At 74.4% G+C, this 18,602-nt stretch carries 16 protein-coding genes; 9 read left to right on the forward strand and 7 right to left on the reverse strand.

Annotated features, from left to right (window positions below; genetic code table 11):
- Window positions 1–60 precede the first annotated feature (60 nt).
- Window positions 61–951, reverse strand: coding sequence for a hypothetical protein (locus tag AB0J71_RS29280; RefSeq protein ID WP_364390495.1), 891 nt, complete (start codon window positions 949–951; stop codon window positions 61–63).
- A 247-nt stretch (window positions 952–1,198) separates the two neighbouring features.
- Here AB0J71_RS29280 and AB0J71_RS29285 point away from each other — a divergent pair, with 247 nt between their 5' ends.
- The 5 genes from AB0J71_RS29285 to AB0J71_RS29305 all read left to right on the forward strand — a co-directional run bounded on the left by AB0J71_RS29285 (window position 1,199) and on the right by AB0J71_RS29305 (window position 7,041).
- Entirely contained in the window at window positions 1,199–2,914 is a 1,716-nt protein-coding gene (locus AB0J71_RS29285; protein WP_352329431.1) for an exo-alpha-sialidase, read from the forward strand.
- A gap of 246 nt (window positions 2,915–3,160) precedes the next feature.
- Complete coding sequence (locus AB0J71_RS29290; protein WP_364416978.1) at window positions 3,161–3,955, forward strand: ABC transporter permease subunit; 795 nt, start codon at window positions 3,161–3,163, stop codon at window positions 3,953–3,955.
- On the forward strand, window positions 3,952–4,695 hold the full coding sequence (locus AB0J71_RS29295; protein WP_352329425.1) for an ABC transporter permease: 744 nt from the start codon (window positions 3,952–3,954) through the stop codon (window positions 4,693–4,695). Before AB0J71_RS29290 ends, AB0J71_RS29295 begins: the two co-directional genes overlap by 4 nt.
- Before the next feature lie 91 nt (window positions 4,696–4,786).
- On the forward strand, window positions 4,787–5,755 hold the full coding sequence (locus AB0J71_RS29300) for an ABC transporter substrate-binding protein (protein WP_364416980.1): 969 nt from the start codon (window positions 4,787–4,789) through the stop codon (window positions 5,753–5,755).
- On the forward strand, window positions 5,752–7,041 hold the full coding sequence (locus AB0J71_RS29305; protein WP_364416982.1) for a flavin-dependent oxidoreductase: 1,290 nt from the start codon (window positions 5,752–5,754) through the stop codon (window positions 7,039–7,041). Before AB0J71_RS29300 ends, AB0J71_RS29305 begins: the two co-directional genes overlap by 4 nt.
- Before the next feature lie 78 nt (window positions 7,042–7,119).
- On the opposite strand, the gene AB0J71_RS29310 is transcribed toward AB0J71_RS29305, so the two are convergent.
- The 3 genes from AB0J71_RS29310 to AB0J71_RS29320 form a co-directional block, all read right to left on the reverse strand.
- Entirely contained in the window at window positions 7,120–8,010 is an 891-nt protein-coding gene (locus tag AB0J71_RS29310) for a PRC and DUF2382 domain-containing protein (protein WP_364390499.1), read from the reverse strand.
- A gap of 105 nt (window positions 8,011–8,115) precedes the next feature.
- Window positions 8,116–8,751 (reverse strand): hypothetical protein, encoded by a 636-nt coding sequence (locus tag AB0J71_RS29315; RefSeq protein WP_364416984.1) that lies wholly within the window; start codon window positions 8,749–8,751, stop codon window positions 8,116–8,118.
- Window positions 8,752–8,765: 14 nt separating this feature from the next.
- Window positions 8,766–9,311 carry a DUF4142 domain-containing protein gene (locus AB0J71_RS29320; protein ID WP_352327982.1) on the reverse strand — a complete coding sequence of 182 codons (546 nt, stop codon included), beginning with the start codon at window positions 9,309–9,311 and terminating at the stop codon, window positions 8,766–8,768.
- Window positions 9,312–9,493: 182 nt separating this feature from the next.
- On the opposite strand from AB0J71_RS29320, the gene AB0J71_RS29325 reads away from it, so the two are divergent.
- On the forward strand, window positions 9,494–9,943 hold the full coding sequence (locus AB0J71_RS29325; RefSeq protein ID WP_364416986.1) for a pyridoxamine 5'-phosphate oxidase family protein: 450 nt from the start codon (window positions 9,494–9,496) through the stop codon (window positions 9,941–9,943).
- Here AB0J71_RS29325 and AB0J71_RS29330 read toward each other — a convergent pair.
- A complete protein-coding gene (locus AB0J71_RS29330) occupies window positions 9,940–11,337 on the reverse strand; it encodes a methyltransferase domain-containing protein (protein ID WP_364416988.1) in 1,398 nt (465 codons plus the stop codon). The two genes, AB0J71_RS29325 and AB0J71_RS29330, sit on opposite strands and share 4 nt — an antisense overlap.
- A 117-nt stretch (window positions 11,338–11,454) precedes the next feature.
- Here AB0J71_RS29330 and AB0J71_RS29335 point away from each other — a divergent pair, with 117 nt between their 5' ends.
- Window positions 11,455–11,742, forward strand: coding sequence for an iron-sulfur cluster biosynthesis family protein (locus AB0J71_RS29335; protein ID WP_352327979.1), 288 nt, complete (start codon window positions 11,455–11,457; stop codon window positions 11,740–11,742).
- A 52-nt stretch (window positions 11,743–11,794) separates the two neighbouring features.
- Here AB0J71_RS29335 and AB0J71_RS29340 read toward each other — a convergent pair whose 3' ends face one another.
- Complete coding sequence (locus AB0J71_RS29340) at window positions 11,795–12,772, reverse strand: alpha/beta fold hydrolase (protein WP_352327978.1); 978 nt, start codon at window positions 12,770–12,772, stop codon at window positions 11,795–11,797.
- A gap of 110 nt (window positions 12,773–12,882) precedes the next feature.
- On the opposite strand from AB0J71_RS29340, the gene AB0J71_RS29345 reads away from it, so the two are divergent.
- Window positions 12,883–13,173 carry a hypothetical protein gene (locus AB0J71_RS29345; protein ID WP_352327977.1) on the forward strand — a complete coding sequence of 97 codons (291 nt, stop codon included), beginning with the start codon at window positions 12,883–12,885 and terminating at the stop codon, window positions 13,171–13,173.
- Window positions 13,174–13,183: 10 nt separating this feature from the next.
- Complete coding sequence (locus AB0J71_RS29350) at window positions 13,184–14,374, forward strand: alpha/beta hydrolase (protein ID WP_364416990.1); 1,191 nt, start codon at window positions 13,184–13,186, stop codon at window positions 14,372–14,374.
- Between the two features lie 7 nt (window positions 14,375–14,381).
- Here the strand turns inward: AB0J71_RS29350 and AB0J71_RS29355 are convergent, their stop codons facing one another.
- Complete coding sequence (locus AB0J71_RS29355) at window positions 14,382–18,548, reverse strand: hypothetical protein (RefSeq protein WP_364416992.1); 4,167 nt, start codon at window positions 18,546–18,548, stop codon at window positions 14,382–14,384.
- Window positions 18,549–18,602 lie beyond the last annotated feature (54 nt).

Genomic DNA, 18,602 nt, shown 5'->3' on the forward strand with positions numbered 1-18,602 from the left:
TCTCCTACAGGGTTCGTACGGGTTGTGCGTGCTGCCGTCCGGGGAGCGGCACGCGGGTCGTCACGTGCCCTCCTGGTGGCCGGAGCGGGGGATGACGGCCGTGGGGGTCGCCCTCGGCACGCCGTGGTTGATGACGCTGGCGGCGATCCGGCGCTCGGTCAGCCCCATGTGCGGACGGGGCGTCCCGGCCGGGCGTACGGCGGCGGCGCCGCGGATGATCGAGCTGGCGTGCACCCACCGGCGGGTCTCGGCCAGCACCTCGCGCTGCGCCCTGGGCAGGTCGCCGTGGGCGGCGTAGTGCTCGCACACGGACCACGCCAGGGCGCGGGCCATGATCAGGTGCTCTTCGCAGGCCGCGGCCACCTTCGACTCCAGCCCGACCACCTGGGCCAGGAGCAGTTGCAGGTGGGCCAGGCCGGAGCTGCGGTCGAACCCGTCGAGCTCGGCCAGCCGGGCCGGCCAGCGCAGCCGCCGCTCGACGGCGGCGCGGGTCGCGGCGGCGACGTCGGCCGCGGTGCGGCCGCGCGGGTCCTCGCCCTCCAGTTGCACGGCCCGCTGCGCGGTGTGCTCGAAGTCGGACAGGCGCTTCAGCCCGCTCTGCAGCAGCCTGATGCGGTTGTGCAGGCAGGCGGCGCTCCAGCCGAGCACCAGCAGCCGGTCGCTGTCGGCCTCGCAGTGCCAGCCGACGAGGCTGACCTCGCGGGCCATGCGGTGGTGGAGCACCCAGGCCTCGCGGGGGTCGACGTGGACGGGGGCGTCGATCCACACCTGCAGGCCGCCGGGAGGCAGCTCGCCGACGCCGACCTCGACCCCTTCGGGGGCCACCCTGGCGCAGATGCGCTGGACGACCTTCTGCTGCGCCGCCGTCTCCGGCGCCACCGGCGCCGGGTCCGCCGCCCAGACCGGCGGCACGCGCTCGGGGGCGACTCGCGCCCTGGGCTCGATGCTCATCTGAGGCCACCTCCAGACCCGAAGGTCCCTCCTGCGTAAATTGACACTTAATCCTGCAGCTCTGATCCTCGGGTCGCGGCCCGTCGCTGTCAACTGACACTTAACGAATACCTATCGGATCCACGGTTGGCAACCCTGGGACGCAGGTGAAACAAGGGGCCGGAGGGGGCAGAGACAAGGCATGGCCTCGCCCGTCGCGAGGCGGCCGCCCGCGAGCGGCCACGAGAGGAAGGAGTCCCCGGTGGCGATGCCCAGAGCCGCGCTGGCGGCGGTGTTCCTGGCCGCCGGGCTGCCCGCGGCCCATGGGGTCACGCACGCCGGCGAGACGTTCTGCCGTCTGCCGGAGTTCACCGGCAAGTCGGTTCCGGAGGGGCCTTACCTGATCGACACTGATGTCTCACCGCGGTGGATTTACCCGTACCCGACGCCGGCCGAGCGCGAGCCGTCGTCGGAGCAGCGGCTCGACTTCGCCGGGTTCCCGAGCGTGGCGGCGCTGGACACGGTGGGCCGCGACGGCGCTCCGGTCAGGAAGCTGCTGGTCACCTACGCCACCAACGTGGACAAGGTCGTCACCCTCTCCAGCGAGTCGGCGACCTCCGACGACGGCGGCGTCACGTTCGGCCCGAGCAACCCCACGCCGCTGCGGGAGGCGCCGATCGAGCTGCGCGACGGCCGGCTGCTGGCCCTGGAGTACTACCTGCGGCGCTCCGGGCCGGGCGCCGCCAAGCTGGGCGTGCTGTCCGCCGCCTCGGCCTCCGCCTCGGCCCGTGACGAGAGCTGGGTGCGCTGGGACGCCACGGTCTCCTCCCCCGACGCCGCCGCCTCCGGGGGGGCCGCGCACGGCCTGCCGATCCAGCTCGCCGACGGCACGATCCTGTTCACGGCCTACATCCGCCAGGGCGACACCGAGTCCTACCAGCCGGAGGTGTTCGCCAGCGACGACGGCGGCCGCACGTTCGCCAGGCGCGGCGTGATCGCGCCGCCCCAGGGCCCGTTCGTCTACAACGAGGCCGCCCTGGCCCAGACGCTCGACGGCTCCCTGCTGGCGGTGCTGCGCCGGGACGGCGAGCCGCCCTCCACGCTGCACCAGAGCCGCTCCTCCGACGGCGGCCGCACCTGGTCGCCGGTCCGGCCGCTGCGCATCGACGGCCAGGACTGCCTGGTGCGCGGCGTGGCGCCGCGGCTGCTGCTGATGCCGGACGGCGTGCTCGTGCTCAGCGCCGGGCGTCCGCACAACTGGCTGGCCATCGCCCCCGACGGGATCGGCGAGGAGTGGCGGCAGCAGACGGTGACGTACCGCAACAGCGACGGCGTGCGGGACGTGCACGGCTCCTCGGGCTACACCGCCGTGGCCGCGGTCGGCCCGCACCGGCTGATCCAGGTGTTCGACAACTGCAAGCTGCCCGGGGTGCGCCCCGACGGGCTGCTCAACGAGACGGCCTGCCCGGCCCACGGCAAGTTCGAGAACGGCGGCTGGTACGCGATCAAGCGCCGGCTGTTCACCGTCACGCCCCCCGGCCCCGACCTGCTCGACCTGGCCGCCCTGTACCGCCGCGGCGCGCTCAAGGTCGAGACCGACCTGCGGTGGACCCGCCCCGGCCGGCCGCGCACCGGCCCGGCGGCCGCCTTCGACGGCAGCACCGACTACTGGTCCAGCGCCGTCGCCGCCGGCCCCGGCCGGTACGTCCTGCACCTCGACCGCCCGTACGCGATCAACCGGATCGGCCTCAGCCTGCGCCCCGGGTACCCGGCCGGCGCCCGCGTGTACGTCTCCGCCGACGGCCGCTCCTGGGGCGAGCCCGTCGTCACGGTCGAGGACCGGACCGACTACGCCATGCGCTACCACACCGTGGCCCGCACCGGCGCGCACGTCATGATCGTCACCGAGCCGGCGGACGACTGCGACGCCGAGATCGGCGACTCCTGCAGCATGCTCAACGAACTCGAACTCTACGGACGCTGAACCCGGCCGGAAAATGCGCATTATCCGGCGGGCCGAAATGGCGGGAGTTCACGGAAAGTGACGCCGGAACCGGCGGACTTCTCGTGACCGGAGTTTTCCCGGCCGGGCAGAAAGGCGCGGCTCGGTTACTGTGACTTCCGTTCCGCTCTGCCCGCCTTCCGGCCTGCCGCGGTGACGAATGGCCGGACCGATGTTCCGGAGAGCCGATAAATTGCCGCCCCATTCCCCCGGCGCCGAGGCGTCGCCGTGCGCCTGATCCCCTCCCGCCCCTTCGACAACGCCGTCGTGTGCGGCGTGACGGGCACCGTCGCGCTGCTGTGCGCCGCCGCGGCGGCCGGCCGCCGCGGGCTCGTCTCCCAGCAGGAGCTGCCGCTCGCCTCGACGGTCCTGGCCACCGCCGCCGGGCTCGCCGCCGACCGCGCGTTCCTGGCCGACGTGCTGGCCACCTGCGGCGCGTGGGCGCTCGGGCTGCTGACCGCCGTGGCGGTGGCCGTGCCCGCCGGGCTGCTGCTGGGCAGCCTGCCGCCGGTCGAGCGGGCCCTGCGTCCCGTGCTGGAGTTCCTGCGGCCCATCCCCTCGGTGGCGCTCATCCCGCTGGCCGCGTTCGTCTTCACCGGCCGGCTGGAGACCGAGGTCGCGATGATCGTGTACGCCGCCACCTGGCCCGTCCTGCTCAACACCATGTACGGGCTGCGCGAGGTCGACCCGCTGGCCAAGGAGACGATGCGGGCCTTCGGCTTCGGCCCGCGGGCCGTCCTGTGGCGGGTCAGCCTGCCGAGCGCGGCCCCCTTCGTGGCGACCGGCGTGCGGGTGGCCGCGGCGATCGCCCTGATCCTGGCCGTCAGCACCGAGCTGCTGGCCGGCGCCGGCGGCATCGGCCACTTCATCATCGTGGCCGAGAGCAGCCCGGACGGCCTGCGGCTGACCATCGCCGCCACCCTGTGGGCCGGCGCGCTCGGCCTGCTCACCAACGCGCTGCTCGCCCACGCCTTCCGCCGGCTGCTGCGCTGGCACACGACGCTGACGGGAGCGGCACGATGATCAGGTCCGTGGCCCGGCTGTGGGCCGTGCCCGTCGTCGTGGCCCTCTGGGAGCTGGCCACCAGGGCGGCGGGCAACCCCTACTTCCCGCCGCCGTCCACGATCGCGCTGCGCCTGCGCGAGCTGTGGATCAGCCGGACGGCCCTGGACGACCTCTCCCACAGCCTGGGCCGGCTGCTGACCGGCTGGGTGCTGGCCGGCGTCGCGGGCGTGGCGGCCGGGGTCGCCATGGGCCGTTCGCCGCTGCTGTCCAGGTTCGTGGACCCGGCGGTGCAGTTCTGCCGGGCGCTGCCGCCGCCCGCGCTGCTGCCGGTGTTCCTGGCGCTGTTCTCGACCGGCACGCTCATGCAGGTCGCGGCCATCGCGTGCGGCATCGTCTGGCCGGTGCTGGTCAACGCCGCCGACGGCGCCCGCAACGTGGACCGGCTCCACCTCGACACCGCGCGGGTCTTCAGGCTGTCGGCCGGGCAGTGCCTGCTGCGGGTCGTGCTGCCCGCAGCGGCCCCGAAGATCCTGGCCGGGCTGCGGCTCAGCCTGTCGCTCGCGCTCATCCTCATGGTGATCGCCGAGTTCTTCGCCACCGACGGCGTCGGTTTCCGGTTGCGCGCCGCGCAGCGTTCCTTCGACCTGCCGGGCATGTGGGCGGCCGTCACCGTGCTCGGCGTTCTGGGTTATCTGCTCAATCAGGTTTTCCTGGTTCTGGAACGCCGGTTGGTGGCGCATTATGGCGCGACCGAATGAAGCCGCCCGGGAATGCGGAAGATTGCCGGACGGCTGTTCCTTTTCCCCGGCACGCTTTTGTTCGCGAACTCGACTCTCTGGGAGCGTTTTCATGCGTCTGTTACTCGCGGCGGTCGCCCTCGCCCTGGCGATGACCGGATGCGGCGGGGCGGATCCCCGGCCGTCGTCCGGCGGGCCGGAGAAGGCCGTGCTGAACCTCGGCATGCTGGCCCTTCCCGAGGCCGCGCCCGTGCAGATCGCCATCGACAAGGGGTTCTTCGCGGCGGAGGGGCTGACCGTCAAGCCCGTCGTGATCCAGGGCGGGGCCGCCGCGATGCCCGACCTGATCAGCGGCAAGCTCGACGTCCTGCACAGCAACTATGTCTCGGCGATCCTGGCCGCCGCGCGCGGCGTGGGCCGGTTGAAGGTCGTCGGCGACGCCTACGCGGCCAAGCCCGGCAACTTCGTCCTCATGACGCGCAAGGACTCGCCCGTCACAAGGCTGGCCGACCTCAAGGGCAGGAAGGTCGGCGTCAACACCCTCGGCAACGTCGCCACCCTGGCCGTGAGCGCGCTGCTCAAGCCCGCCGGCGTGGCGCCCGCCGACATCACCTTCGTCGAACGGCCCTTCCCGCAGATGGCCGGCGCCCTGGCCAACGGCGACGTGGACGCCGCCGTGCTGCCCGAGCCGTTCTGGCAGACCGCAGCCGCCACCAGCGGGGCGCGCAGCCTGTCGGACCTGTTCACCGGCGCGACCGCCGACTTCCCGATGGCCGGCTACCTGACCACCGAGGGCTTCGCCGCCGACAATCCGCGCACGGTGGCCGCCTTCCAGCGCGGCCTGCGCAAGGCGGTGGACCTGGCGATCGCCGACCCGGCCCAGGCCAAGGCCGCGCTGCTCAAGTACACGAAGATCGACAAGGCGACGGCCGACCTGATGACGCTGGGCGGCTACTCCACCACCGTCGAGAAGGCCCGGTTGCAGCGGGTGGCCGACGTCATGCTGGAGTTCACGGGCAACGGGTACCTGGAGGCGCCGTTCGACGTCTCGGCCCTGCTCCTTCCCGGCGGCTCCTCATGACGGGTCTCGCGGGACGGCGTCCGCGGCGGGTGGTCATCGCCGGGGCGGGCATCGCCGGGCTCACCGCCGCCCTCAGCCTGCACGCGGCCGGCATCACGGACGTGACCGTGCACGAGGCCGTCAAGGAGATCCGGCCGCTCGGCGTGGGCATCAACCTGCTGCCGCACGCCGTGCGCGAGCTCATCGAGCTCGGCCTGGGCGACCGGCTGGCCCGCGTCGGCGTCGAGACGGCCGACCTGACCTTCGTCACCCGGCGCGGGCAGCGCATCTGGACCGAGCCCCGCGGCCGGGCCGCGGGCCACGCCTGGCCCCAGTACTCGATCCACCGCGGCCGGCTGCAACTCCTGCTCCTCGACGCCGTACGCGAGCGGCTCGGCCCGGACGCCGTGGTGACCGGCTCCCCCGTCACCGGCCTCGACCACGACGCCGACCTGCTCGTCGGCGCCGACGGCATCCGCTCCGGCGTCCGGGCCGCGCTGTTCCCCGGCCAGGGCGAGCCGTTGTGGGGCGGTCACGTGTTGTGGCGCGGCACGTCGCGCGCCCGGCCGTTCCTGACCGGCCGATCCATGATCATGGCGGGCGACGGCACCCAGAAGATCGTCATCTACCCGATCGCGCCGCCGGACCCGGACGGCACGCAGCTCGTCAACTGGGCCATCCAGCACCGGGCCCCCGAGACCGTCCCGAGGGGCGACTGGAACCGGGAGGTGGAGATCGGCAAGTTCCTGCACCACGTGGCCGACGTGCGCTCCGACGCCCTCGACATCCCCGGTCTCATCGCCTCGGCCGACAAGGCGTACGAGTACCCGCTGGTGGACCGCGACCCGTTGCCGTACTGGTCGTCGGGCACGGTGACGCTGATGGGCGACGCCGCGCACCCGATGTACCCGACCGGGTCCAACGGCGGCACGCAGGCCGTCATCGACGCCCGCGTGCTGGCCCACGCGCTGGCCACCGGCCAGGGCCTTGAGTTCTACGAGAGCCGGCGGCGGCCGGTCACGAACCGGATCGTGCTGGCCAACCGCGAGGACGGGCCCGAGGTCGTCCTGAGGCTGGTGCACGAACGCGCCCCCGACGGGTTCGCCGACATCGAGGAGGTCATCCCCAGGGACACGCTGGAGAAGATCGCGCTGCACTACAAGCAGCTCGCGGGCTTCGAGCCGGCCACCCTGAACGCCCGCCCCAGCTGGTCGGTCCCCCCGGACACCGGCCAGGGGCCTGTTTCCCCGAACGCCGGCCAGGAGTCGGTTCCCCTGAACGCCGGTCAACCCGAGAGCTCGCGCTGACCGCGGGACGGGTTCTGGAGGTGGATGTGGTGAGGCGGGGGCGCGTGGGCGCCCCCGCGCGGGACCGGGCGTGGCCTCCTACCGCTTGGGCGGGAGGTCGTCGCCGCGGTTGCGGGTGTGCTCGCGCGCCTCGCTGTCCTCGTCGACCTCCAGGTGTTCTCTCCTGACCTGGCCCTCGACGGTCTCCTCACGCTCGACGCGCTCCTTGTGCACGCGGATGTGCTCGACCGGCCTGGTCTCCTTGCCGATCACCGGCCGCTCCTCGTGCAGGGTGATCTGCTGCTCGTCCTCGCCGATCTCGTACGTGCCGGGCTCGCCGTCCCTGATGGGCTCGCGCTCGATCACGACCTCCTCGTGCGCGAGCGGCACCCGTTCCTGGACGTTCTCGGTCTCGACGTACTTGCGCAGCCGGACGTGCCCGCTCTCGCGGCTCTCCTTGCCGATGTGGAGCTGCTCCTCCGACGCGGTCATGTCCATGTCGCGGTCGCCCACGTCCCGGCCGCGCATCGGGCCCGGCCGACCCGTCGCGCCGGTCTGGCCGGTCGGCGGCTGGCCGGTCATGCCCGGACGCATGCCGCGTTCCCCGGCCGCCCGGGGCTCTCCGGTGGCCCGCTCGGCCTGCCGCTCCCCCGCGGCGGGCGAGCGCTGGGACGGGATGGTGGACGGCTGCATGCCGTAGTACCGGTAGAGCTCGGCCTCCTCCTCCAGCGACAGGCGGCCGTCCACGTCGATGTTGGGCGCGCCCTTGATCATCTCCTTGTCGAAGGGGACCCTGATCTCGTCCCCGGAACGGCGGGCGTTGGCCAGCGGCACGAAGGTCTGCTTCATGCCGAAGAACCCCGTGCGCACGGTCACCCACTCCGGCTCGCCGGTGCGGTCACTGAGGTAGACCTGGCCCACCTTGCCGATCGACTGTCCGTCCGACCCGATCACATGGCACTCGAGCAGGCTCCGGATCTCTGTTTGCATAGCCACGACGATCCCCCCGATTGTTCGTCCTGGTTCAAAAAGGACAAATACCCCAGAGAGTCGCATTTGCACACATGGGTCGGCCAGTCTTTGCCATGGACAGGCCTACGGCGGAGGCACGCCGCGGCCCTCCCGGGAGCCCGCGTAGGCGGCCCGCCGCAGCCTGGCCGTCCATCCGGCCGGACGCAGGCAGGGGGCGCTGTTGAGCACGGGGTCGAAGGTCAGGTCCTCGCCGGGCAGCGCGGTGTGCAGGCGCAGGCGGGCCAGGTAGCGACCGCCCGCCCACAGGTGGAACAGCAGCGGGCCGCGGGCCAGCGCGCCGGGCAGCAGCGCGGGATCGGCGGGCACGCGCTCCCCCTCCGGCCGGGCGACCAGCCGGTACAGGCCGGTTCCGTACACGTACGCCGTGAGGCTGGAGTACGGCCCCGACGTGAAGGTGCGGCGCGGCACCGGCACAGGACCCGCGCCGGTGGACAGCAGCAGGTCCACCCCGTTCGGCAGGCGCACGGCCAGCCCCAGCACGTCGGGCAGCCGGCCCGGCAGGGACAGCCCCTTGGACAGCCGGGCCCGCACCTCGTGCTCACCCGGCTCCCCCAGCGGCGCCGCCTCGACCGTCAGCGTGCCCGCCAGGAGCAGCCCGCGCCGGTGCAGCGCGCGGCCGTGCCGGAGCCCGGCCAGCACGCGCGCCGCGACGCGGGCGAAGGAGTCGAGCGCGGGCGGAGCGCCCGCGCCGTCGGGCATCGCCGACGCCCCCGTCAGTAGTCTTCCTGCGCCTTCTTCAGCGCCTTGAGGTGCTCCTGCAGCGTCGGGGACGCGGACTTGGCCAGCGCCACCACCGCCGGCGAGGAGCCCTTGGAGATCTCCTCCTTGGTGGCCTCGATCGCCGTCTTGTGGGCCTTGACCATGCCGACGACGAACTCCTTGTCGAACTCCTTGCCCTTGGCGTCCTGCAGGCGCTTGGCCAGGGCGGCCTGGGCGGAGTTCGGCGCGGCGGGCAGCTGGATGGCGAGCTGGCTCGCGGTCTCGGTCACCTTCTTGTCGAACTGGGTGTGGTCGTCGACGAGCATCCGGCCGATCGACTTGACCTGGTCGGTGGCGCCCTTCTTCTCGGCCAGGCGGCCCGCCTCGATCTCGGCCAGGTTCCCCTGGTGGATGGCCGCCATCCAGGTCCTGTCCTGCTCGGACGGCTGAGCGTCGGTCCGCGGCGCCAGCCCCGCGGTGTTGGTGGTGGCGCTTTCGCCGCACCCGGACAGGGCGACGACGGCCGCGGCGGCCAGCAGCATGGTCAGACGAGTACGCATGAGGTTTCCTATGACATGGTGACACTTCTCCGACACAGAGAGTAACCACGTGCTCACGACTTCCCCCTCAGGCGCGCCGCGTCGCACCCCTGGACCGGAGTCGCGGGCCGCCGCCGGGAGCCGTCATCATGTTGACGGACGTGCCGCGGCCGACCCGGCCGCCGAGAAGTGCGAGGAGAAGGATGACGCCACCGGCCCGATCACCGGAGCAGCGCAAGCGGGACACGCTCGACCGGCTCGAACACGACGTCGACGTCTGGGTGGCCACGGCGGGCGACGGCGGCCCGTACATGACGCCGCTGTCGTTCCTGTGGGACGGGCACCGGCTCCTGCTCTCCACCGCCGACGCCACGCCCACGGCCCGCAACCTGCTCGACGGCGGCACCGTGCGCCTCGGCCTGGGCCTGACCAGGGACGTCGTCCTCGTCCACGGCACCGTGACCGCGCAGCCGGCCGCCACGATCCCCGGCGACGTCGGCGACGCGTTCGCGGTGAAGACCGGGTTCGACCCGCGGGTGTCGCGTGGCCCGTACACGTACTTCTGGGTCACGCCGGTGCTGGTGCAGGCGTGGCGCGAGGTCAACGAGCTCGCCGGGCGCGACCTCATGCTCGACGGGAAGTGGGTCGTCTAACCGAGCCCCAGCACCAGCGTGGTGTGCCGCTTCACGATGACGAACTCCCGTCCCCGGCCCCGGACGGCCCGGCCCCCGGCCACGGGCCCGTCGAAGGCGAGGCTTTCCGGGGCGGGGCTGTCCGGGGCGGGGTTGCGGTAGGCGGTGAGGCGTAGGTCGGTGGTGCGGGGGCGGCCCGCGGCGGCCCATGCCGTGACGTGCGCCGCCAGCTCCTCGGCCAGCGCCGTGCCGCCCGGCCCGTACCCTTCGGCCACCAGTTCGGCGCGCCCAGGACCACCCGCCGCGGCCGCCGGATCGGCGGCGCCGGGGTTCCGCCCGGACGGGCCGGGGGCGTGGGAGGCGCTGGAGGCGAGTACGGCGATGGCGGAGCCGTCGGTGAGGCCGAAGGTGCCGCCGTAGCCGCCGTGCCGGTTGCCGCCGAGCATGCACCAGCGCGGCTCGTGCAGCGCCAGCCACAACGCCACGTCAGCGCCCGCCTCCGCGAGCGGATCCCGTCCCGCTGGCGTGCCCGCCTCCGCGAGCGGGTCCCGTCCCGCTGGCGGGCTTGTCGTCGTGAGCGGGTCCCGTCCTGCCGTCGGGTCCGCCGTCGTGGGCGGTTGCGGGAGTGGGTCGGGCAAGGTGACGGCGACGTTCGTCGGGGCGGTTTCCAGGGCGGTCACGAGGTCTCCCAGCTCGCGCGCCACCGGGAGCGCCAGCCACAGGTCGGGGTCGCGGCGCAGCACGACCACCGACTCCGGCCCGGCGGACGGCCCCCGCAGGCGCATGAACCCGCAGGGCGCCACCGTACGTCCGGCCCAATGGCCGCCCGTACGTTCCAGCGCCACCGAGACCTGCACCCCGCCCAGGTCGAGCGGCACCACCAGCCGCCCGCCCGGCGCGAGCTGGTCGAGCCAGGCGGGAGCCAGGTCCCACACGCCGACGGTGGCGATCACCCGGTCGAACGGCGCCGCCCCGGCGAACCCCTCGACCCCGTCCGCGCACACCACCTCGACCTGCGGGAACCCGGCGACCGCCAGGTTGCGCCGGGCGTCCCGCACGACGCCGGCGTCGAGGTCGAGGCTCACCACCCGCCCCTCGGGCCCGGCCAGGCGCGCCAGCAGCGCCGCGTTGTAGCCGGTGCCCGCGCCGATCTCCAGCACCCGATGGCCGGGCTCGACACCGAGCTGCCCGAGCATGGTCGCCATGACGGACGGCTGCGACGACGAGCTGACCGGCAGCCCGTGCTCGTCCCGCCGGGTGACGATCGGTATGTCGCGGTAGGCGGTGCGGGGGTCGACGCCGGGCAGGAACAGGTGGCGCGGCACCGCGAGCAGCGCGTCCGCCACGTCGTCGGCGATCTCCTGGCGCTCGCGCAGGCCCGCGACCATGGCCTGCCTCAGCCGGACGGCGTCCATGCCGCGATTGTCCACCGGCCGGGGATTCGCGGTAAAGAAAACGCCAAGGAGGGTTGGGCTCCGGGATGAGGGGAATGGCAGGCAACTTCTGTACGTCGACCGTTTGGAGGAGCCCTAGTGCTCACCCTGACAGCCAACGCAGCCCAGGCGATCCGCGACCTGACCGCGTCCGCGCCGGAACCCGCCCAGGGCGGGATCCGCATCTCGTCCCAGGGCGAGGGCGCGAACTCGCTCACCCTCTCCCTGGCCACGGCCCCTGAGCCGGCCGACGAGGTGGTGGAGACCGAGGGTGCGCGGGTCTACCTCGATCCCGTGGCCGCGACCGTGCTGGACGACAAGTCCCTCGACGCCGGGGCCGACGCGCAGGGGAGCGTGTCGTTCATGGTGACCCCGCAGGCGGTGTGACGGGCAGCCGCCGTACCGGTGATCACGCCGGTACGGCGGCCCCGCACCCGGGTCAGCCGGCCAGGAGCTTGTGCAGGTAGCGGACCTGCTCCTCGGCCTGGTAGCCGGACCCGCCCTCGTGCCCGTTCCAGGGCCAGACGGTGATCTCCTTCGGCCCCTGCCAGTGGTTGTAGGCGGCGAAGACCGTGGAGGGCGGGCAGACGTAGTCCATGAGCGCGACCGAGTACAGCGCGGGCACCCGGCCGCGGGCGGCGAAGTTGACGCCGTCGAAGTACGACAGCGTGCGGAACACCTGGTCGGCGCCTTCCCGCCGGGAGGCCAGGAAGCGCACCAGCTCCTGGTACGGATCCCGGTCGGTGATCTCCACAGCCCGCCGGAAGTGCGTCAGGAACGGCACGTCCACCAGCGCGGCCCGCACCGACGGGCGCAGGGCGGCCGTGGCCTGCGCGATCGCGCCGCCCTGGCTGCCGCCGGAGACCACGATGCGCCCGGCGTCCACCGCCGGGTGGGCCGCGGCCACGTCGACCGCCCTGGCCGCGTCGGTGAACACGCGCCGGTAGTAGTAGTCCTCGGGGTCGAGGATGCCGCGCGTCATCATGCCCGGCGCCTGGACATTGGCGCTGCCGTGCGGGTCGCCGGTCGTGCCGGGGCTGGTGGGGCTCGCGCCGCCGTGTCCCCGGGTCTCCATCACGAACACCGCGTAGCCGGCCGCGGGCCACAGCAGGTGGTCCTTCGGGAACCCGCGCCCGCCGCCGTAACCGATGTAGTGCATCACGCACGGCACCGGCTCCCGCACGCCGCGCGGCAGGATGAACCAGCCGCCGATCCGGTGACCGCCCCACCCGGCGAACGACACGTCGTAGACGTCGACGCCGCTCAGCGGCAGGTCGTAGGGCACGAACTCGGCGGCCGGGTCGAACGCCTCGGCCTCGGCCAGCGTACGGGACCAGAAGTCGTCGAAGTCGGCGGGTTCGTCGCGGTCGGGGAGGTAGGCGCGCAACTGCTCGATCGGGAGGTCGAACAAGGACACGGGGGACTCCAAGCTGTAGGCAACCCTGATATTTCACCTCATCAGCCCAGGTAAGCGCTATCCTCCGCCGGCGGAAGCTGAAAGGCCGCGTACGGGGTAGGGGAGGTCGCGTGATCGAATACGTGATCGAGGTTCCCTCCTCCCATCTCTACCCCGGCCTGGTGCTGGAGGCCCCCGCGGACGCCGAGGACTTCCTCGTGCTGTTCACCGACGACTCCGAGTCGCGCGCCCAGCTCCTCGGCGACGCCTCGGGACGTCCGGTGCTCAGGGTCGGCGGATACATGACCACGAACGGCACCGTCATCGACGAGCGGGTGTGGACCGTGCGGGAGACGCTGCGCACCGGCGACCGGGTGCGCATCCGCCTGGGCCGCTCGCTCCCCTCCCCCGTCGGGGGCTAACGTCCCCTTTGTGAGGTCTTTCGCCGGGATGGTGGCGGGCGCCGCGGTGCTCGCGCTGTCGCCCGTCGCCGGGCTGGCCGCGCTGGCCGGGACGGCGATGGTGGGCGCGCGGCCCGCGATGTTCGCGGTGACCGGCCTGGCGGTGTTCGCCGCGGTGTTCTACCTCGGGCTGCTGCTGTGCGTGCCCCGGCCGCGGGCGACCTGGGGGCGGTGGTCACGGGCCGCGCTGATCCTGGCCGTGGAGGTGGCGGTGGTCTGGCGGGTCGCGGACGCGACGCTGACCCCGCCGCCGGCGCCGGCCGCGGCCCTGTCGCCGGTGGCCGGGCAGCGCGAGTGGCGGCTGCCGACGGGGTCGCGGCTGGCGTACGCACGGGTCGCGCCGAAGCGGGTCACCCGCCCGGAGCCGGTGGTCTTCCTGTCCGGCGCGGCCGGCCTGGCGGACCTGGCCGCCGATCCGGCGTTCTACCGGCGGCTGGCCGCCGACGGCCACGAGGTGTACGTCTACGACCGGGTGGGCTCCGGACGTTCGGCGCGGCTGGCGGACCCGGCCGCGTACGGGGTGGGGCGCGACGTGGCGGACCTGGAGCAGGTGCGGCAGGCGATCGGCGCCCGACGCCTGAATCTGGTCGCGCGCGGCGAGGGCGCCCGGCTCGCGGCGGCCTACCTGTCCGCCCATCCGGACGCGGTGTCCAGGGCGGTGCTCGCCTCCCCCGCCGGCCTCGACCGGGCCCGCGCCGCGACGCTGCTGGACGACGGCCCGCCCAGCCCCAGGATGCTGGCGGTCCACACGCTGCTGCGGGTCGAACCGGCGGCGGCGCACGCGTTCGCCGGCGACGCCGAGCTCGACGCCCGCGCAGAGGCCTCCGCCGTCTGCCCGCAGGACCGGCCCGCCGAGCAGCCGCGCCTGCCCCGGTCGGACGGCTCGGGCGGGTATGCGCGCCTGGTGGACCGGCCCTCACCGCCCGGGATGCGGGACGGGCTGGCCCGGGTGACGGCTCCCGTCCTGGTGGTCAAGGGGCCGTGCGACGGGGAGAGCTGGTCGGCGGCCACCGACGTCCGGCGGGCGATCCCCGGCGCCGGGCTCGCCTACGCCGAGGGGCGGGGGGCGTACCTGGCGACGCTGCGGGCGTTCCTGGCGGGCCGGGCGGTGCCGGCGTACGAGGGCGTCACGCCCCCGCCCGGCTACCGGGGCCCGTGGTGACCTCGGCTCAGCGGTCGTGGGTTCGAGGCTCCGGGCGGCCGGGGCGGGCGCAGGAGCCGGCCGTGGCCGCCGTCACCTTCCAGCCGGCGTCCGGGAACGGCGACATGAAGTGGGTCAGCAGGTCCACCGCGTAGTCGGGGGCCTGCCCGCCCGGGTCGAGGAAGGACACCATCTGCGGGCCCTCCGAGCCGCGCAGGGTGATCGAGCCGCCCCTGCCGCCGGAGGCGAAGCCGGGTTTGGCGTCCACGGTGAGGCAGGCGAGCCCGATCCCGGCGGCGGCGATCTCCTGGCGGGCGCCGATGCGGCGCATGCGCTGGTCGTAGCGGCGCAGAGCGAGCGAGGTGGCCCGGGTGAGCCGCAGGGAGCCGGTGAAGGCGTCCGGACCGATCCTCCTGCTCAGCCTGACCCGCAGGGAGACGTCCGGCCGCAGGTCCACGCCCTTGGCGGCCAGGCGGAGGCGGTCGTAGGCGCCCTCGAAGCCGGGCGCGAGGAACCCGGCCGCGGCCGGCGCCTTGAGCCCGAACGGGATGCGCCCCGGCCGTACCCGCAACCAGGACACCCGCCGGACCGCCAGCGACACCTCCCGCACCGCGCTCGCGCCGAGCGCGAAGTCCCCGCCGACCTGGTAGATGAGGAACCCCGAGGTGTACGGGACCTCCTTGGACACGGCGATCGGCTGCCGCTGGACCGGGCCCACGCGCAACCCGGCGCCCACGGCGATCCGGGCCGTCGGCCCGGGTTTCGAGACCAGGTCGAGCGACTGGTCGGGATTGAGGCGGATCGTCGTGTCGGCGGCCAGGTCCTCGACCGCGAGCGAGACGCCGCCGAGCCGCCCGGACGGGTCCACCAGACGGCCGTCCACGGCCAGCCGGCCGTCCAGGGTGCTCGTGCCGCCCCGGTAGGTGAGCGCGGGGACGCTGAGCCCGGCGGCGGAGGCGTCGGCGTCCAGGCCGAGCACCGCCGGGACGTCGCTCAGCCGCAGCCCGCCGCTGCCCCGGCCGGGCAGGGTGACCTCGGCGGTCAGGCGGTCGACCGGCGCGGAGTTCCGTACCCGGATCCGGGTCCTGGCCCCGTACGTGCCCCGCACGTCCACGGCGGCCGGCACCGGGTCGAGGGCGACGTGGCCGCGCAGCCCGCCCGCCTCGGCCCGCACGTCGAGCGCGCCGAGCGTGGCCGGCGGCTCGACGCGGTAGGCGACGTGCCCGGCGTCCAGCGGGCCCAGGGACAACCGGGTGATCCTCGGCGGCAACCGGGTCAGCGTGGCCCGCGCCCTGATCGGGACCGGCGCGAGCACGCTGCTGTCCAGGTGGAGGGCGAGGGTCCGGCGCCTGGGCGCGAACCCGGAGAAGGCGAACGTGCCGCCCGCCGGGTCGATCGTCACCTGGCCGGGCAGGCCGGTGACGTCGAGGTAGCCCTGCAGGCCGTAGCAGCCGCGTCCCGCCGTGCAGAATGCGCCCGGCCCGCAGCCCCCGGCCGGGCAGCCGCCGTCCACCAGCGACAGGCCGCCCTCGACGGCGGGCGCGGGACGCATGCGGGCCAGCGCGGCGGTCCTGCCGAGCCAGGCGCGGGCGGTCACGCCGAGCCGGGAGCCGGAGTAGGTGAGCCTGCCCTCGGGCGTGGCGGCGACGGCCAGGTCGCCCGGCACCGGCCCCACCCTGCCGAGGACGCCGAAGCGCACGTCCCCCAGGACGATGTCGGCGTCCATGGCAAGGCGCTGCCGGGCGGCGCGGAACCGGGCCAGGAACCCCTGGCCGGACGGGCTGAGCTCGACCCGCGACAGGCCCTTGACCAGCACGCTCGCGTCCAGGTCGCCGCCGGCCCGGTCGTAGTGGGCGGCCAGGTGCGGGCCGTACGGGGACGTGGCGCCGTCGTGGTTGGCGACGGCCAGGGCCGCCGACCCCACCGGGCCGGACAGCCCGCGGAAACGGTAGACGCCGCCCTTCCAGGCGGCCTCGAAGCGGGCCGGGACGCCGGTCACGTCGGCGGCGGCCCTGAGCACCCGGCCGTCCGTCCTGATCCTGGCCAGCGCCGACACCTTGGCCACGGGGGCGCTCGCGGTCCAGGCGAGGGTCCCGGCCGCGGTGTCGGCGGCCAGTTCGGCCCGCTTCGGCACCCCTTCCACCGCCACCCGCACGTCGTCCCCGGCCGAGGCGCCGTCGAGGGTGGTGACGTACGGCCTGGCCGCGTAGAGGCGGAGGTCGCGGAGCCGGCCGGACGTGGCGGCCTCGACCGTCGAGCGTTCGCCCAGCGTCCACGCGGTCCTGACGTCCCCACGCACCCCGCGGACCGTGCCGTCGATCGTCGGCCCGCTCCGGACGTCGGCGTAGGCCGCCCGGACACGGTCGATCACACCGCCGGCCCGGTAGACGGCCGTCCCGGCGGCGGGGTCGAGGGACAGGTCGGCCTCGGCGGGCGTGTTGGAGATCTCCAGTCGTGCCAGGCGCCTCCCGTCGAGGCCGGCCACCACGAAGGGCCGGCCGCTCGCCCTGGCCGTCAGGTGGGCGTGCGGCGCGCCGCCGTAGGTGACGTCGAACCCCGACACGCCGGACAGCAGCGCCGACACCCCGGTGGCGTCGCCGTTCCTGACCAGGGTGACGTGGCCGCCGGCGGGGCTGGAGATCGCGCCGCCGCCGCGTTGCAGGACCGCGGCGATGCGGCCGATCGGCGAGCTGGCCGTCTGCGTGACGCGGTGCGCGGCCGGGTCGGCGTCCAACCGGATTCGGGCCGGCAGACCGCTCAGCTCGGCGCGCAGCACCGTCCTGGACGCGGCGCGGTCGTAGTGGAGCACCTTGGCCGAGCCCGCCCGTGCGGGCCCGGACGACTCGACGGTCAGGGTCTGCCTGCCGCCGGACGACAGGTGTGCGGCGGTGAAGGAGCGGGGCACCTCGCGCAGCTCGGCGCTGGCCGCCGTGGCCAGGCGGCCGTCGCGGTAGAGGTGGTCGTGCAGTTCGGCGCGGGCGATCGGGGCGCGGGCGGTGAAGCGCATCCGTCCGCCGGACAGGCGCACGTGGGCGCGGGTGGGCATGCGGTCCAGTACGGCCTGCGTGTAGCGGCCCGGGGAGACGGCGACCGTGTCCAGCCTGGCCGGACGGGAGGCGGTGACGTTCAGTTCGACCGCCGGGGAGGTGGTGGCGTCCGGTTCGGCGGGCTTCGAGGTGGTGGCGGCCGGCTTGGAGGGCTTGGTGGTGGCGGACGGGGTTGGTGGGTTGAGGGTGGCCTCGGCGGTGAGCCGTTCGGTGGCGGGGGTCTGGCGCAGGCTCACCGCCGCGCGTCCGGTCAGCCCCGCCAGGGTGACGGCGGACGGTCCCGGGTCCTCGCGGGTGACGTTCGCCCTCACCGTCCGGCCGTCCGGGTCCATGGTGAACGTCCCTCGGTCGAGCACCGACAGCGACGCGCCGCCGCGCAGGCCGTCGAACCCGACGGTCACCTTGCCGTCGTACTCGGCCCAGACCAGCGCCCTGACCCTCTTGCCGGACAGGCTCCTGACGGCGAACCCGAGCCCGATGCCCCCGTTCACGGGGTTCGCGGCGGGCACCAGATCGGCCGCCAGGTCCGGGAGGCCGTCGCCGGTGACGTCCACGGCGACCGGCACGGCGACGGGCCGGCGCGCCGAACACGCCACCGCCCGTTCCACCCCCACCACACACAACCGATACGTCATCCCTTGCCTCCTTGGCAGAGCCCCACCGGCCGCGCGGCCTCCCTGGGGGCGGAGCGGGGGGCGGGTGGCCAGGCGCAGGGCGTCCAGGGCTCTGGTGACGGACGGGGGCGGGCGCAGGAGGGTCAGCGGGGCGGCGCCGGTCGTGTCGGGCAGGAGGGCGGCGGGGTCGGGGGCCCGCCGGCCGAGCCCCTGCCGTTCCTGCCGCCGAGCGGCCTGGGCAGCGACGGCGTCGGCGAGACCCGTCCCGGCGGGCGTGGTGATCTCCAGCCGTTCCGGCCCCACCGGCCCCTTCCCCATGGGCCGTACGGCGGGCGACGGCCCCGACGGGACCCGCACCACGGCAGGCGGCGGCTCCGGAACCGCGGGCACCTCCCGCGCCATCACCCGACCACCCGTCGACGCCTGGACGACGCGCGCAGCCGAGGCATGACCGGAGGCTGCGGCGGGCGGGCCGGCCAGTGCGGTGGCCGCGATGGACGTCGAAGCGAGCACGCGCAGAAAGGCGTGCGGCATGAAGCGTTCCCCCGAACCCGTCTAACTCATCCCATCGGAAACAATGGTCACGAG

The organism is Nonomuraea sp. NPDC049637 (genome assembly GCF_040675235.1).
GTDB lineage: Bacteria > Actinomycetota > Actinomycetes > Streptosporangiales > Streptosporangiaceae > Nonomuraea.

Bases quoted from the DNA above. Each gene is read 5' to 3' on its own strand.
- AB0J71_RS29300 (WP_364416980.1), top strand. From the start codon at position 4,787: ATGCGTCTGTTACTCGCGGCGGTCGCCCTCGCCCTGGCGATGACCGGA.
- AB0J71_RS29305 (WP_364416982.1), top strand. From the start codon at position 5,752: ATGACGGGTCTCGCGGGACGGCGTCCGCGGCGGGTGGTCATCGCCGGG.
- AB0J71_RS29330 (WP_364416988.1), bottom strand. From the start codon at position 11,337: ATGGACGCCGTCCGGCTGAGGCAGGCCATGGTCGCGGGCCTGCGCGAG.
- AB0J71_RS29295 (WP_352329425.1), top strand. From the start codon at position 3,952: ATGATCAGGTCCGTGGCCCGGCTGTGGGCCGTGCCCGTCGTCGTGGCC.
- AB0J71_RS29310 (WP_364390499.1), bottom strand. From the start codon at position 8,010: ATGCAAACAGAGATCCGGAGCCTGCTCGAGTGCCATGTGATCGGGTCG.
- AB0J71_RS29325 (WP_364416986.1), top strand. From the start codon at position 9,494: ATGACGCCACCGGCCCGATCACCGGAGCAGCGCAAGCGGGACACGCTC.
- AB0J71_RS29280 (WP_364390495.1), bottom strand. From the start codon at position 951: ATGAGCATCGAGCCCAGGGCGCGAGTCGCCCCCGAGCGCGTGCCGCCG.
- AB0J71_RS29285 (WP_352329431.1), top strand. From the start codon at position 1,199: ATGCCCAGAGCCGCGCTGGCGGCGGTGTTCCTGGCCGCCGGGCTGCCC.
- AB0J71_RS29320 (WP_352327982.1), bottom strand. From the start codon at position 9,311: ATGCGTACTCGTCTGACCATGCTGCTGGCCGCCGCGGCCGTCGTCGCC.
- AB0J71_RS29355 (WP_364416992.1), bottom strand. From the start codon at position 18,548: ATGCCGCACGCCTTTCTGCGCGTGCTCGCTTCGACGTCCATCGCGGCC.
- AB0J71_RS29315 (WP_364416984.1), bottom strand. From the start codon at position 8,751: ATGCCCGACGGCGCGGGCGCTCCGCCCGCGCTCGACTCCTTCGCCCGC.